Here is a 15,037-nt window from a genome sequence, read left to right as displayed (position 1 = left end):
TAAACGCTAAATTTTATTTAATATTTATCGTAAAAACGTTTGATTCTTGAAGTTACTTGGTCGTAGATAGGTTTCGTAAATTCGATGAATAATTGTTGAGGCGGAGGCGGTAATTGCTCACGATTACGAGTCATGTTCAGTTCGGCAGTAGTCAATGCTCTTTCGTCTCCATTGAAACTTGCCCACTCATTTACCCATGTATATTCTCCGGGAATCTCTTCACGAGAAAGTGTTTTATTGGTCTGATAATCAAATATTTCCATCGAAAGCAAACCTCTCGAACGAACGGCTTTACGTGATTTGATGATTGTGGCGTTTACTTTTCCATATACTGGCACTTTTTTTCCATTGACAGTCGCTTCGCCAGTTTTTACGCTGTCTCGGCTTGTTACATTTTGGCGGTCGGTTGATATATTCGTTTCACCTACTACAAAGTCAATAATTTCGAGACGAACCACATGGTCGGGGCTAAGTTTTACAGATTTAGCTTCTTCGGGCGAATAGAATCTGATAAATTTATTTATTCTACGGTTTGTGCGTAAAAATTCTCCTACTTTATCTTGAAAATAATCGTTGCTGTATTGATACAAACGAGAATTGATTTTCGGTTGCTCAACCACAACATGAACCGAACCTAAATTAAGAGCTTCTTCCATACGATTACGAGCATCTTTGTAGTTGGGGGCAAAAATCGTAATTTGTTCAAAGTGGTCGAAGGCTGCACGAGCGTCTAACTTGCTCAAATTTTTTCTTCTTAATATATCATCACCCAAAACATAACGTTCGGCTGCGGCGTTGTCACGGGCTTCTTCGGTTTCTCGGAAGTAGGTTTGTGGACTCACAATTCGGCGACAAGCCGTACAACGCTCAATCACCTCTTGCATTTTATTGAGCTTATTGTAGTAGTCCAGAATAGTCTCCCAACGAAACTGCTGATTCGCATTTCTGACACGAGCAATATCTCTCGTAAACTCTTCTTGAGCATTGCGATAGGCCGTAGGCAAAACCTCCGAGGCTTTGCTATTATCGGAATCTTTTTTGAGTTTTTCTACTGACTGTAAAACAGCTTCGTAGTAATTTCCTTTTTCGAGTGCTTTTGTACCGCTTTTCGAGCATGAGATAATAAAAATTATTGATGCCAGAGCTAAATATTTCAGAGGGGTTCTCATGGAGGTTGTAAGTTTTTGTATAATGGTAATTGTTTCGCAATATAATGGTTTTTACTTGTTTTTTCTTTTGTCTAAATCATAGATTAACAAATTATTAGTAAATAGCTAACAAAAAAAGTGATAAACCTTACGGGCTTATCACTTTTTAAGAACTTGTTAAATTACTTATTATCAGTCCGTTAATCCTCTTTTCGTAGTTCAGAAAGACTCTGAGTTTTGATTTTTTCTTGTAATTTCAAGATACCACCAATCAATGCTTCGGGGCGAGGTGGGCAGCCCGGTACATACACATCAACGGGTATGATTCGGTCAACACCTTTTACTACATGATAGCCGTGTTCCCAATAAGGGCCACCGCAGTTTGAGCAGCTTCCCATCGAAATCACATATCTTGGTTCGGGCATTTGTTCGTACAAACGACGAATACGGTCTGCCATTTTGAAAGTAACCGTTCCCGAGATAATGATTACATCAGATTGACGAGGTGAGTTTCGAGGAAATACCCCAAAACGTTCAAGGTCATAACTCGAAGCATAGGTTGCCATCATTTCGATAGCACAGCAAGCCAACCCAAAGCCCATTGGCCAGAGCGAATTAGCCCTTGCCCAGTTGGTAAGCTCATCGAGTGAAGTAAGGATTATTTCACTTTCGCCAGTTTTTATATGTGCCTCTTTTTCGAGGGTTGTAAAATCCATTCAATTAGTAGCTAAAAGATAAATATAATAAGAAAATCCAACTGTTGACTATCGACTGTGGACTTCTATTTATCAGCGTATTTTTCGTTCACTTGGTTATACATTTCCATCGGAATTTTACTCTTAAATTTCGGTGTTCGGTATTCGGGTTTTACCCAATCAAGATAGCCTTTTGCCCAAACATAAGCTAAACCAAGAGCTAAAACGACAATAAAAATACCCATTTCAGCTAAAGTAAACCAGCCCCAGAGTCCGTTGGTATCTTTCATAAATTGTTTATTTCCGAAAACAGTAGCCCACGGAAATAAGAATACCAATTCTACATCGAAGAGGATAAAAATCAAAGCTACGATATAAAATTTAATATTAAACTGCACGTTGGCATTACCAATTGGGTCTTCGCCCGATTCGTAAGTTGTTAGCTTTTCTTCATTTGGCTTGTTGGGGCGTAGCATCCAGGCAATGCCCAATACTGCAAGCACCGCAACGGCAGCCAGAATAATAGCTAAAAGTATAATACCAAAGTCAGATAGCATTTGATTTAATTAAAAATGTATAATTGATAATTAAAAATGAATAAGAATATTATTGAGTGCCTAAAATTATATGATTGACGTTTGCTGTGAAAGCATTTTAAACTTGTTAAGTTTTAAATTTTTAATTCTCAATCGAACGGGCGACTCCGTATTCATTTTTAATTATTTATTCCATATCACGGTAAGCCATGATACCACCTAAAACATTGTGGACATTCTCAAAACCTTGAGAAATCAAGAATTGTTTGGCTTTTCCACTTCTTGCACCACTGCGGCAGTGAATATAGATGTCTTGTCCTTTAACGGCCTCAAATTCACCTAATCTATCTGGAATTTCGCCCAAAGGAACAAGTTTTGCACCTAAATTATCGTCTTCGTATTCGTATTCTTCACGTACATCAAAGAGATTGATTGGCGTTTCTCCTTCGAGTAATTCTTTTAATTGTTCTACTGTTATGTCAAAATTTTTGTCCATGATAATATATGCTTATTATTTTATTTCTTAATGCACAACTACAATCTTACGAATAAAATTCTTTTTTCCGTCCGAAAAATTTAGAAAATAAATACTTTCGGGGAGGTTTGTCAAATTAAGTTCCTGACTATCAAGGGTTTCTTTATAAAAAACTTCTTTACCCGAAGCATCAAAAATACTCACAGATTTGATGTTTGGGAAGTTCCAGCTAACAAGTCCAGTTGTTGGATTTGGATACACCAAAAATTGCTTATCGTTAGGCTCTTCGTTGGCTAAAGGTGAGCCGTTTTGCCCAGCACTATTGGCTTTGAATCCCATCATTGGCCGCACCATCAAGCTTCCTTTTAATGATGTGTTCTGAATCCATTCGTTTCCTAAACTATAATATATTTTATCGGCAAATTGAGGGGTGTTTTTGTCAACTCCAACACCAATTACGTCATCATTTACTTTTGTCCAAGCTACAAAAAAAGTGTCTTTTACCGCAATATTTAAGTCGAGAGGGTACTCTATAAAGCCATTAATGTCATTAGCATATTTTACTTTTACAGATTGCTGATGCAAAACCTTTGCAGGCTTACCATTGGCACTTTCCATGATTTGTAACAAGAAAAACTGCCCCGAAATATCTTTAAAAAATGGCGTAAAATTAAATCGAACAGCATTGATAGTATCTGCTTTACTTAATATAAATTTTACGGCTACTTTACCGAGGCTTTGGTCGGTATCGGCACCTGTTTCGGCAGTGCCATCATCATAAGCGTAGTAGTCAAGTAGGGGAGTGTAAATCGAAAGTGAATCGTTGCTTAGTAATAAGGCATCGGGTATATTATTTGTTGAGTCGGGAACAATCGTTGTGCCTGTACCTTCATAAGCAATTTTCTGTGTAAACTTCAAAACTGCTCGTTTTTGGGGGAAATTACTGAAAACAGGCACATTGTTCTTTTTATTTGGTGGGTTTGGCGTTGTAACGGTTTCATTACCTCCTCTTTCGTTGAGGAATACATTGTTTGAAAGTGTATCACTTACCGTCCAAGTAAAATTAACTAAACGTGCATTTCGCTGCAAAGCACTGACCAAAACTTCCATACTGCTATTGGTTTCGGCCGATGGATTTACTAAGTATTGGCGTAAGGGCATTGCTGAGTATCTTTTCAAATAGATGTTTTTGAATGTTTTAAGAGCAATATCTTGGGTGTAAATGTCTCTGAGGCGACGTTTTTTATTTAAGTAAACAAAATCAACGTGCCACATATCAAATGCTCCTGACTGACGGCCACGAGTCTCGAAGCGAAACTGAAAGTTTTTATGGAAATATTCAGTTTTATTAACTGCTAAAATTTTCTGCGTAAAAACATCTTTGCTAATACCCTCTTGTCGCCAAATCGTTTTCCATTGATTTTTATCATTCAGAAATGATACCACAAGCGAGTCATCGCTGTCGGGTAATTCTCCCAAACCTTTTGCTTCCCAATAAAAACTTAAATAGACAGAATCGGCCGCCGTAAGACCCGATAAATCAATGCTTCGAGAAGTGAGGGTATCGGTACTTCCATAAGCAAATTTGTTAGAAAAATTATAGGGGATACCCGCCGAATTACGACTATCGAAAGTAGCTACATTGACAGAAGGCTGGTTGATTGGAAAAGTATTGTTGATACTCACTCCGCCATTTATCCAAAGTTTAGGATTGGGAATAGAGGTTTTGTTTTGCGAAAAATCGTCAAAAAAAGGTAGTGTAATGGATTGTCCGTAAGTAAGTTGTGAGCAAAATGCTACTAATAAAATAACAGACCTGCAAATACTTACAGGTCTGTTGTTTAAAAATATCTTCATATTAAACGATTCTTTAACACGTTATTTTTGGTCTATGACAGTCTCGGAAGGAGCATCACCAGCGATTTCTATATCAATAACGTCACCAATATGGATTTTATTTCCTTCGGCTGCTGGTCTTTGCTTCACAACTGTACCATCTGCAAAACCTTCTACTGGACCAACATATCGCTTTGATAAAACCAAATTTTGACCCGAAATCAAGATTTCTGCTTCATCAGCAGCCATTCCTACTAAGTTTGGTACTTCTACCATTTGGTCGCCGAGGCCATCGCCCACAACAAACACAACCGTCGAACCTTTCGGAATAAGTGTGCCTGGTTTTACTTCCTGTCCGTTAAACTTTATTTTTAGAACTGTATTTTCTTCTAAAGCTGGAATCATTTCGGTTGTACCTGCCACGAGTTGAGCCGATAATAACTGATTCTTTGCACTTGATTCTGAGCGACCAATCACGTCTGGGAGTTTTACCATCGGTGCAGTTGCGGTCACGATTGTCAAATAAATTTTTCTTCCTTCTTTCACGCTCGAACCTGATTTCGGATATTGTGTCAGAATTGAAAGAGGTTTTGCTCCTGCCACAAACGTACAATCGCTCACTTCATAATCAAGGTCACGGTCATCGAGGGCTTTTTCCATTTCTTCAAGTGTCATACCTTTTAAATCAGGAACGGTAATCGATTGCCCATGATTGGTACTCCACGGAAGATAAATAAAGAAAAAACTAAAGAAAAATACTAAAAATAAGGCAATGATTATGCCAATATGAACAAAGATGTCAGTTTTTGAACTCGTACTAAATTTTGCCATTTTTTATGGGTAGTTTTTTAGTCCACGGACGATGGTCGATATTCCACAGTTTTTTAAAATAATACTATGGACGGTGGTCTATCGACCGTGGACTTTCAAGAATTATTCAGCAAAAAAAAGGTTTTTTATCGGAAATAGCAAAGGTTTTTATTCGATGCCGCCCATCCATTTTTTTATTGGTTTGTATAAAACTATTAAAACTAAACCCGAAACCATTCCGATTAAAAATACTTGATGAAATAAATCGGGCATGGCCGCTACGTTGTTTTCGTCGAAATTTCCGGCAAATAAGCCCGCAATAAGATTTCCGAGAGCTGCTCCAACAAACCACAAACCCATGAGTTGGCTATAATATTTTTTAGGAGCGAGTTTGGTATATGAACTCAAACCAACTGGACTAATGCAAAGCTCACCAAGTGTATGGAACATATAAGTGAAGAAAAGCCAACCAAGACCAGCCATTGAGCCATCTAAAACTCTTTGAGCCGCCAAATACATCACAAAAAATCCTAAGCCCATTTGCACTAAACCTAAACCAAATTTGATAGGCACACTTGGATTTAAGTTTTTACGATTCAAGTAAATCCACAAAGCACCCATCGGAGCAGAGAAAATAAGGATAAACATCGAATTGGCATTTTGTAGCCAAGACGCAGGTAATTCCATACCCAAGAAACTACGCTCAGTGTGGCGGTCGGCAAATATAGTTAGTGTTGTAGATGCTTGCTCGAAACCCGACCAGAAAATCGAAATTCCGATGAATAATATGAAAAGTACACCAACTCTTTTGCGTTCGATAACTGTAAGCGAAGAATCAATAAAACCGATGTAAGCAAAGTAGAAAATTGTTATCGCAATAATAACATATTTCATATACTGAGCCAGTGCAACGCTATCTAAAACTCCCGATATAAGTAAAACTGCAACCAATACAAGAGCAGCAATTACTACATATAAATAAGTAAAAGACGATTTTTGCGTTGGGGCATTGCCTACACCATCGAGATGTTTTCCGTTTACTTTAAAATTTATTACCCCAAAAAGCATCGCAAATGCTGCCGCTCCGAAGCCATAGTGCCAGCCAACTTTTTCGCCTAAGTATCCTACTACAAACATTCCGAGAAATGCCCCGAGGTTGATGCCAAGATAGAAAATCGAAAATGCAGCGTCACGTCTTGCTCCGCCTTCTGGATATAACTCTCCAACGATTGAGCTGATATTTGCCTTCAACAAACCCGTCCCGATAGCCACCGTAGCCAATCCTAAGAAAAATACTTCTGGGGAGCCAGGAATGGCCAATATTAAGTGGCCAGCCATGATACACAACGCCCCGTACCAAATAGCTTTTTTCTGTCCTAAAATATTATCAGCAATCCATCCACCTGGTAAAGTCAAAAGATAAACCGAAGCCATATAAAGACCCATGATTGCTCCGCCAGTTTTCTCCGAAAGCCCTAATGCCCCTTCGTTAGCTCCTTTGGTTAAGTATAAAAATAGAATGGCACGCATGCCATAATAAGAGAAGCGTTCCCACATTTCGGTAAGGAACAACACCATGAGGCCCATTGGGTGTCCAAAGAATTTTTTTTCTTGCATGTAAGGTTTAGTTTATTTGGTTAGAATAATTTTATAAAGTGTGTATCAAATGTAATGCCTATTTCACCAAAATTCCAAGCGTTGCCGACTTCACTAACGACAAAATCACTAAAATTGTGTTAGAAAGTAAAAATAAAGTACATTTTGGCCAAAAAAACAAAGGTGATATGACCATTGGCCTTACCACCTTTTGTGAGTTGTGTGTATAAACAGTCCTGAGAAACTACATATATTTTAAATCGTTGTTCAGTTTTAGTTTGATGATATGCAGGGCATCGAGTAGCTTAATGAGCGGATAAGTTGGGTCGAACTCGTGCCATTTGAAACCAAAGTTGGCTCTACCACCATATTTGTGGTGATTATTATGGTAAGATTCACCCATCATCAATAAATCGAGCGGTAAAAGATTCTTGGCTGTGTCATCTACTTTAAAGTTTACGTATCCATAACGGTGAGCATACCAGTTGATAATAACCCCATGAATTGGCCCCATTAAATAATGAATAGGCAATAATAAAAACATCCACCAAGCCGTAGCAAATTTAATATAAACCAAAGTATAAAGCACTCCCCACGCAATACGTGAAATCCATAAATCGCCGAGCCATTCCATAAATTTCCAGTTCGGTACACCCTTCTTAAATTTTGCTTCAACTGAGTCTTGATTATGTAGAATTCTATTGTAAATCATTCGAGTTTTCCACATCATATCAAAAATACCTTTCGAGTAGCTTGGCGAGTGTGGGTCTTCTTCAGTATCTGCGTGGGCATGATGCAAGCGGTGCATAATTCCGTATGCTCTCGGACTCAGAAAAGACGAACCTTGTGCAATGAATGTGAGCGTATAAAATACCTTTTCCCAGCCTTTGCTCATCGTAAACATTTGATGCGAAGCGTAGCGGTGAAGAAAGAACGTTTGCATCAGAATTGAAAAGTACCAATGCAATAAAAAGAAAACTAAAATGACCATTTTTAAAATTAAATATTTGTTTAGAATCACGGCAAAAGTAAGCCTATATACCAAAGAAAATTATGATAAATATCAGTTTTTTTTATTTTAAGTTTTTGAACATTTCTAATAATTGTCTTTTTGACAATTTTAAATAAAAAACGATAGATAAAGCTCGAAAATAGTATGCAAGCAGAGGTTGTGTGCTTTAAGTCTCTTTTTTAGCTTATGTTTTATTGAAAAATGGGGTTTAAAAATTGTGCTATTCGATAAATATTTGTTTCAAAAATTGTATTTATCGAAGAAATGTAAAAATAAAGCGAAATTTCGCTAAAAATATTTGTTTCGCATTTTTTTGTATTATAGTTTTGTGCAAGGATTCGCTTTTAAGCCATAAAGACATGACCAAACAAGAAACTTTAGCTCTGCCAGTTGGCGTAACTCTCGACCGTTTTATCAAGCGTCAACAAAGTGCAATGCCCTTTGCATCGGGCGAATTATCGCAGCTTTTGAGAGATATTGCATTGGCTGGAAAGATAATCAATCGAGAAATTAATCGTGCAGGATTGGTAGATATAACAGGGGCGTTTGGCAGCCAAAATGTACAAGGAGAAGAGCAGCAAAAGCTTGATGTAGTGGCTGATATTCGTTTCTTACGGGCATTAAAAAATGGCGGAGAAGTTTGTGCGGTAATTACAGAGGAGGAAGACGAAATCATTTATACCGATAACGACGAAGGAAAATATGTAGTGGCTATCGACCCACTTGATGGCTCGTCTAACATTGATGTAAATGTTTCAATCGGGACAATATTTTCGGTTTATCGAAGAGTGACACCTGTAGGCACACGTGCCACGCTCGAAGATTTTATGCAAGGTGGGCGTAGTCAAGTGGCGGCGGGGTATATTTTATACGGTTCATCAACAATTTTAGTATATACAACAGGGCAAGGCGTAAATGCCTTCACCTACGAAAATTCATTAGGTGAGTTTTTCTTATCACATAACGAAATTAAAAGCCCTGAAACAGGGTCTATTTATTCGGCAAACGAAGGAAACTATAATGATTTTGTGAGCGGAGCAAGGGCTTATATTGTGAATTGTCGGATGAAAGAGTATGCTGCACGATACATTGGTTCGTTAGTGGCAGATTTTCACCGAAATTTACTCAAAGGCGGAATATACCTTTATCCACCGTCAAAAAAGTATCCAAAAGGAAAGCTTCGTTTATTGTATGAGTGTTATCCCTTGGCATTTTTAGCCGAGCAAGCAGGTGCTTCTTCGACTGATGGATACCAAAATATTTTGGATATTGAGCCACAAGAATTACACCAACGAAGCCCTTTTTATGTCGGTGCGAAAGAAATGGTCAGTGATTTACTTTTATATTTCTGATACTGGGTTTAAGTGTTGGTTATCAGAGGCTTACATGACCAAAGTCATTTCAGAATAAGTTCGCAAAGAGTTACTTAGTCGCAAAAATTACACTTCATCAATATAACTGAACAAAACCAATGGAGCTTTTAACTGAGATTGCCCCGACCAAGCTGGCTATCAAAGCCAAACAAGTTTTTCATAACCTTAGTCCTGCCGAATTGATTGAGGCCGCTCTTCAAAATGGAGAAGGGGTCTTGACCGATACAGGAGCTTTGATGTGCGACACAGGAAAATTTACGGGTCGTTCGCCAAAAGATAAATTTTTGGTCTGCGACGATAAAACCGAAAACACCGTTTGGTGGGGAGATGTAAATTTTAAGTTTTCGCCCGAAAAATTTGATGCTTTACTCTATAAAATGCTTGTTTTCTTAGAAGATAAGCGAATTTATGTGCGTCAAGCCTTTGCAGGAGCAAACCCAGATTATCGGCTAAGCCTCGAAATTATTAATACCCAAGCTTGGCATAATTTGTTCTGTAATAATATGTTCATTCGTCCTTCACAAGACGATTTAGTGAACTTCTCGACTGACTTTACAATCATTTGTGTACCTGAATTTGAAGCTGACCCAGCCGTTGACGGTACTCGCCAGGCAAACTTTACGATTGTAGATATGAGCCGTCGTATATTGCTTATCGGTGGAACGGGTTATGCTGGCGAAATGAAAAAAGGGATTTTTACTGTACTCAATTATTTATTACCGCAAGAAAATGGTGTGCTTTCGATGCACTGTTCGGCTAATATTGGTGAGCAAGGCGATACTGCAATTTTCTTTGGATTGTCGGGAACTGGCAAAACAACGCTTTCGGCCGACCCAAATCGTGGTCTGATTGGAGACGACGAACACGGTTGGTCAGAAACCAGCGTATTTAATTTTGAAGGAGGCTGCTATGCCAAAGTGATAGATTTGAGCCGTGAAAAAGAACCCGAAATTTTCGATGCCATTCGTTATGGTTCGATTGTAGAGAATACAAGATTTATTGAAGGAACTCGCACCGTTGATTATCACAATAATTCGGTCACAGAAAATACTCGTACTGCCTATCCGATACATTATATTCCGAATGCCGTTGAGCCTTCGGTGGGTGGAATTCCGAAAAATATTTTCTTTTTGACTTATGATGCTTTTGGTGTTTTGCCTCCAATCTCGAAATTGACTGTTGGACAAGCCATGTATCATTTTATTTCAGGCTATACCTCGAAAGTGGCAGGAACAGAAATGGGCATCAAAGAACCACAGGCAACATTCTCAGCTTGTTTTGGAGCGGCATTTTTACCTTTGCATCCAACAAAATACGCAGCACTTTTGGGCGAAAAGATTCACCAAAATAAAGTGAATGTGTGGTTGATAAATACAGGAATGACAGGCGGTAGCTATGGTGTGGGTAATCGTATGAAATTGTCAAACACCAGAGCCATGATTACGGCTGCTCTAAATGGCGATTTGAATAAAGTTGCTTATACGAAGCACCCGATTTTCGGAATGATGATTCCTGAGCATTGCCCGTATGTGGTTTCAGATATTTTAAATCCACGAAATACTTGGGCTGATAAAGAGGCATATGACGCAACGGCCACTAAATTGGCCGATATGTTTAAATATAATTTTGAGAAGTACGCTGACTTTGCTGATGAAGAAATTTTAGCAGGAAGCCCTGTTATTAATTGAGAATTAAGAATGTAGAATTTTATTGTTTTTGGATATGGTTTAGGTTGAAAAATTAAGTATTAAGGTTGAATAGATTTTAATTTTGCTTAGAATCTAAGTTTAAAACGCCCTGCTAATAGTGGGGCTTTTTTTGTACCTAAATCAATTATCAACTTTATATTTTCCATTAACTTACTTATATTGCAACGTTCTTCTGTTTTTAATTAAAAATCAACCAAAAACTATGAAACTTCTTTTACCAGTTTTATTTCTTTTTATCGGTGTCAGCTCGTTTATGTCGATGTCTGAGCAAGCTCCACAAACCGCTCCGAAAGCTATTGCCAAAGATACCATGATGCTTGACCGTGAGAAATACATTGCATTTCTGAAAGACTCGCTCAAAGGCAAAGAATCAATGGTAGCCGATTCGGTTTTCAAAAATATCAAATCGCTGAAAGGAAAATCTGTTGACCAAGTATTGAGTATCATGAATAACTGGGGACATGCTTTGGGTGTAACCTGTAAGTTCTGTCATGAAGTAAACAACTGGGCATCTGAGAAAAGCCGTAATCACTTACGTACTCGTGAAATGATTGTCATGAACGACCGTCTCAACCGTGATTTACTTTCGCAAATGAAAGGTTTCCGCCAGCCAGTTACGATGGGCTGTATTTCGTGCCACAACGAAATGAAAGAACCTCCACACGATGGCCCACGTCCACAAGGTCCACGCCAACGTCCAGAAGGAGGTCCAAAACCACCAGAAGGAGCGAAAAATTAAGGTTTTCTATTTAAAAATAAATTTTAGGATAAAATACAATCAAAATCCTCGCAACGTGATAGACTCGAAACTCTCGAAACTATCACGTTTTTTTGTTATCACTTCGAAATCACAAGTTAAAAACTTGTGTTACGAAAAAAAACTATAAAAATAGTTTTGAAACTAAAAAATTAGTTATATATTTGAATTAGAATTTAAAACAAAGAAAATGGAATTAAGAGAATTAACCCGAGCCGAAGAAGAAGTAATGCAGATTTTGTGGGAGATTGAACCAACCTTTGTAAAGGATATTTTAGAATATTTTCCAGAACCCAAACCTGCATATAATACGGTTTCTACGATTATTAGAATTTTAGAGCAGAAAGGCTTTGTTGGACATAAAGCCTATGGGAAGACGCACCAATATCATTCGTTGGTAAGTAAAGAGCAGTATAAATCATTTGCTACTGGCAAATTGATGGAAAGTTATTTTGAAAATTCGGTCGAGGAAATGTTTTCGTTTTTTGTGCGAGAAAAGAAAATCGACATGAAAGAAGCCGATGAGATTTTAAGAATGATTGATAAAATGAAAAACTCTAATCCCTAATTAGAGTTGGCACAACCCTAAAACTAAATCCCTCCTTTAGGGGCGAGGGTGCAACTTATGGATATACTCATCTATTTGCTAAAAACTAACTTGTGCTTGGTTATTTTTTATGGATTTTACTGGGTGTTCTTGCGTAGGAATACCTTCTTTGTAGCCAATCGCATTTATTTGTTATCCTCAATTGTACTATCGTTTTGTATGCCTTTCGTAAAGGTAAAGCACAACTATGATTTTGAAAGTCCGTTGCCGCTCACACTCAACGAAATTTCGGTCGAAAGTTTCAAGAGTTTTCTCTATCAGCCAATCGTTGGGAATATTAATTGGGTTGATATAATGGCTATTATTTATTTGTCGGGAGCCATGTTTATACTTGCAAGAGTGGTATTTGCATTCTTTAAGATTTATAATTTACTAATAAACGGCGACCCAATAGGCGAAGAAGAAACCCGTGAAGGCCGAAATTATTGGCTTTTAAAAAGCAATGATACGATTTCTTCTTATTCATTCTTTAACTTTTTGATACTCAATCGTGACGACCTTTACTATAATCGCTCAATGATTACTGACCACGAAGAAGTGCATATCGGTCAATGGCATAGTTTCGATGTACTGTTGTTGGAGTTAGTACAGATATTTTGTTGGTTTAACCCTTTAGTAGAGTATTACAAGCAGTCACTTCGAGAAATCCACGAATTTATCGCCGATAGTATTGTTGCCGAAGAAGAAAAAGCAACTTATGCAGAGTTTTTATTTGCTTATAATTTCAGAACGAATGCCAGCACCTTGAGCAACAATTTCTTCAACGATTCGCTACTAAAAGAACGAATCATGATGATAATGAAGGCAAGAAGTGGTATGTGGGTAGCGGCTAAATATGCTCTCATTATACCAATGGTGGCAATTATCGGATACTTTATTGTGGTGAAAGATATTAGAAGAGGCGATGATGCTTGGAAACCCCAATGGGCCGTAAAAAGATAATATTTATTTGAATCTAAGTAAATGAACATAATTAGTTTATACTATTAGTAAATCTAAAGTTTGACCCCATTCGGGGTCAGATATTGGTAGTAATCAAATTACTTTCTACCAATATACGACCCCGAATGGGGTCGAACAAATCCACATTTAATATAAACTATTTAGGATTGAGTACTTATTACTACATTTTTAAACTAAATACAATTTATGAAAAAGCTATTCATTACATTATCAATTGTTTTAATTGGTGTCTTTTCGGCTAAAGCTCAAACTAACGAAACCGTTTACGAAAAAGTAGATGTGATGCCTGAGTATCCAGGCGGCATGACCGAAATGTTTAATTTTATTGGCAAAAAATTGAAATATCCAGAGCAAGCCGTTAAGGCAAATATAATTGGTAAAGTCATTGTAAAGATAATTATTGAGAAAGATGGAAGCGTTAATTCAGTTTCTTTCTTGAAAGGAATTGGTTTTGGTTGTGATGAAGAAGTAGAGCGAATCGTGAAAATAATGCCCAAATGGCAGGCAGGCCTAAAAGATGGAAAACCAGTTAGAACATCTTTTGTTTTGCCAGTAATGTTTGCCTTAGATAATACTAAGAAATCTAAATAAATGATTGTTTACTGCAAGTTTTTCACAAATAACTTATTAGTATTCTTTTTTGTATTCATTTCTTTTATGTCGTTTTCACAAGAGAAACTTGTACAGGCAAATGGACACAATTTTAATGTTTACATAAGGGGTTTTGAAAATCGTAAGCCAAATACACCTGCAATTATTTTTGAAAATGGAATGGGCGTTGACCTTGGTAATTGGGATACTGTCATCGAACAAATTTCAAAATTTAGCCCTGTTTTGGCTTACGATAGAGCAGGTGTGGGAAAGTCTGAAAAAGTATTTCAGATGCCCACGGTCAAAGTTGTTGCCGAAAATCTGAACGCAATTTTGCATAAACTTGATATTCCTCCACCTTATATTTTGGTTGGGCATTCGATGGGTGGTTTGTATGTAAGAGCTTACGCAGGTCTGTTTCCTAAAGATGTTTCTGGTTTGGTTTTTATCGACCCCGCAGATTTTACCGAGACAAAAAAAGATTGGAACTCAATTTTTAGAACAATCGGAGTTCCCGAAAAGAAAATTGATGAAATGTTGTATGCTCGGCTTTATCAAAAATCAGAGGTTGATTCAGTGAATTTTGGCCCGTGGAGCGAAGCCCAAGTTTTGGGCGAGTTACGACGAACAGATTTTGCCGAAATAAGTGCTTTGACTGTTCCGAATGTACCAATCTATTTTTTTATAGGTGGAAAGTTTGAAGTGCCAATTGAAAGACGAAGCAAAGATTTTAATCAAGAAGAGTTTTTTAATGTAAGAACCAATATAAACATCGAAAGGTGGAGAAAATTTATCTATTCTTCAAATAAGGGTGGTTCGCTTATTTATCTTTCAAAAACAGGTCATTTTGTGCATAGAGATGACCCCAAAGCATTTATTCATCATATCAGATTTATGGTGGAAACGTTGAATGATTAACAGACAAAATA

15 protein-coding genes are annotated in these 15,037 nt (G+C 37.5%); 7 read left to right on the top strand and 8 right to left on the bottom strand.

Features of this window, described 5'->3' with window-relative positions:
- Positions 1-17 precede the first annotated feature (17 nt).
- From IEX65_RS21035 to IEX65_RS21000, 8 genes are all read right to left on the bottom strand, one after another.
- Positions 18-1,169 (bottom strand): hypothetical protein, encoded by a 1,152-nt coding sequence (locus IEX65_RS21035; RefSeq protein WP_188769041.1) that lies wholly within the window; start codon positions 1,167-1,169, stop codon positions 18-20.
- A 179-nt stretch (positions 1,170-1,348) separates the two neighbouring features.
- Positions 1,349-1,864, bottom strand: coding sequence for an NADH-quinone oxidoreductase subunit B (locus IEX65_RS21030; RefSeq protein ID WP_188769039.1), 516 nt, complete (start codon positions 1,862-1,864; stop codon positions 1,349-1,351).
- Positions 1,865-1,929: 65 nt separating this feature from the next.
- On the bottom strand, positions 1,930-2,400 hold the full coding sequence (locus tag IEX65_RS21025) for an NADH-quinone oxidoreductase subunit A (RefSeq protein WP_188769038.1): 471 nt from the start codon (positions 2,398-2,400) through the stop codon (positions 1,930-1,932).
- 166 nt (positions 2,401-2,566) lie between these two features.
- Positions 2,567-2,875, bottom strand: coding sequence for a rhodanese-like domain-containing protein (locus IEX65_RS21020; RefSeq protein WP_188769036.1), 309 nt, complete (start codon positions 2,873-2,875; stop codon positions 2,567-2,569).
- A 27-nt stretch (positions 2,876-2,902) separates the two neighbouring features.
- Positions 2,903-4,711 carry a T9SS type A sorting domain-containing protein gene (locus tag IEX65_RS21015; protein WP_188769033.1) on the bottom strand — a complete coding sequence of 603 codons (1,809 nt, stop codon included), beginning with the start codon at positions 4,709-4,711 and terminating at the stop codon, positions 2,903-2,905.
- Positions 4,712-4,732: 21 nt separating this feature from the next.
- A complete protein-coding gene (locus tag IEX65_RS21010; protein WP_188769030.1) occupies positions 4,733-5,521 on the bottom strand; it encodes a PASTA domain-containing protein in 789 nt (262 codons plus the stop codon).
- Between the two features lie 147 nt (positions 5,522-5,668).
- Positions 5,669-7,117: a peptide MFS transporter gene (locus IEX65_RS21005; RefSeq protein ID WP_188769028.1), complete on the bottom strand. Its 1,449-nt coding sequence runs from the start codon at positions 7,115-7,117 to the stop codon at positions 5,669-5,671.
- 223 nt (positions 7,118-7,340) lie between these two features.
- Positions 7,341-8,087: an acyl-CoA desaturase gene (locus IEX65_RS21000; protein WP_188769026.1), complete on the bottom strand. Its 747-nt coding sequence runs from the start codon at positions 8,085-8,087 to the stop codon at positions 7,341-7,343.
- A 380-nt stretch (positions 8,088-8,467) separates the two neighbouring features.
- Here IEX65_RS21000 and fbp point away from each other — a divergent pair, with 380 nt between their 5' ends.
- The 7 genes from fbp (at position 8,468) to IEX65_RS20965 (ending at position 15,026) form a co-directional block, all read left to right on the top strand.
- Positions 8,468-9,460 carry a class 1 fructose-bisphosphatase gene (fbp, locus tag IEX65_RS20995; RefSeq protein ID WP_188769024.1) on the top strand — a complete coding sequence of 331 codons (993 nt, stop codon included), beginning with the start codon at positions 8,468-8,470 and terminating at the stop codon, positions 9,458-9,460.
- Between the two features lie 119 nt (positions 9,461-9,579).
- On the top strand, positions 9,580-11,169 hold the full coding sequence (pckA, locus tag IEX65_RS20990) for a phosphoenolpyruvate carboxykinase (ATP) (RefSeq protein WP_188769022.1): 1,590 nt from the start codon (positions 9,580-9,582) through the stop codon (positions 11,167-11,169).
- A gap of 223 nt (positions 11,170-11,392) precedes the next feature.
- Positions 11,393-11,929, top strand: coding sequence for a photosynthetic reaction center cytochrome c subunit family protein (locus IEX65_RS20985; protein ID WP_188769021.1), 537 nt, complete (start codon positions 11,393-11,395; stop codon positions 11,927-11,929).
- A 208-nt stretch (positions 11,930-12,137) separates the two neighbouring features.
- Entirely contained in the window at positions 12,138-12,515 is a 378-nt protein-coding gene (locus IEX65_RS20980) for a BlaI/MecI/CopY family transcriptional regulator (RefSeq protein ID WP_188769020.1), read from the top strand.
- Between the two features lie 198 nt (positions 12,516-12,713).
- Positions 12,714-13,496, top strand: coding sequence for a M56 family metallopeptidase (locus IEX65_RS20975; RefSeq protein WP_188769019.1), 783 nt, complete (start codon positions 12,714-12,716; stop codon positions 13,494-13,496).
- Positions 13,497-13,703: 207 nt separating this feature from the next.
- Positions 13,704-14,108 carry a TonB family protein gene (locus IEX65_RS20970; RefSeq protein ID WP_188769018.1) on the top strand — a complete coding sequence of 135 codons (405 nt, stop codon included), beginning with the start codon at positions 13,704-13,706 and terminating at the stop codon, positions 14,106-14,108.
- 66 nt (positions 14,109-14,174) lie between these two features.
- Positions 14,175-15,026, top strand: coding sequence for an alpha/beta fold hydrolase (locus IEX65_RS20965; protein ID WP_188769017.1), 852 nt, complete (start codon positions 14,175-14,177; stop codon positions 15,024-15,026).
- The last annotated feature ends 11 nt before the right edge of the window (positions 15,027-15,037 follow it).

The sequence above is a fragment of the Emticicia aquatilis genome (assembly GCF_014644295.1).
In the GTDB taxonomy this organism is placed as follows: Bacteria; Bacteroidota; Bacteroidia; order Cytophagales; family Spirosomataceae; genus Emticicia; species Emticicia aquatilis.
Note: the sequence above shows the minus strand (reverse complement) of the source record. Positions and strands in the feature narration are given on the sequence as shown.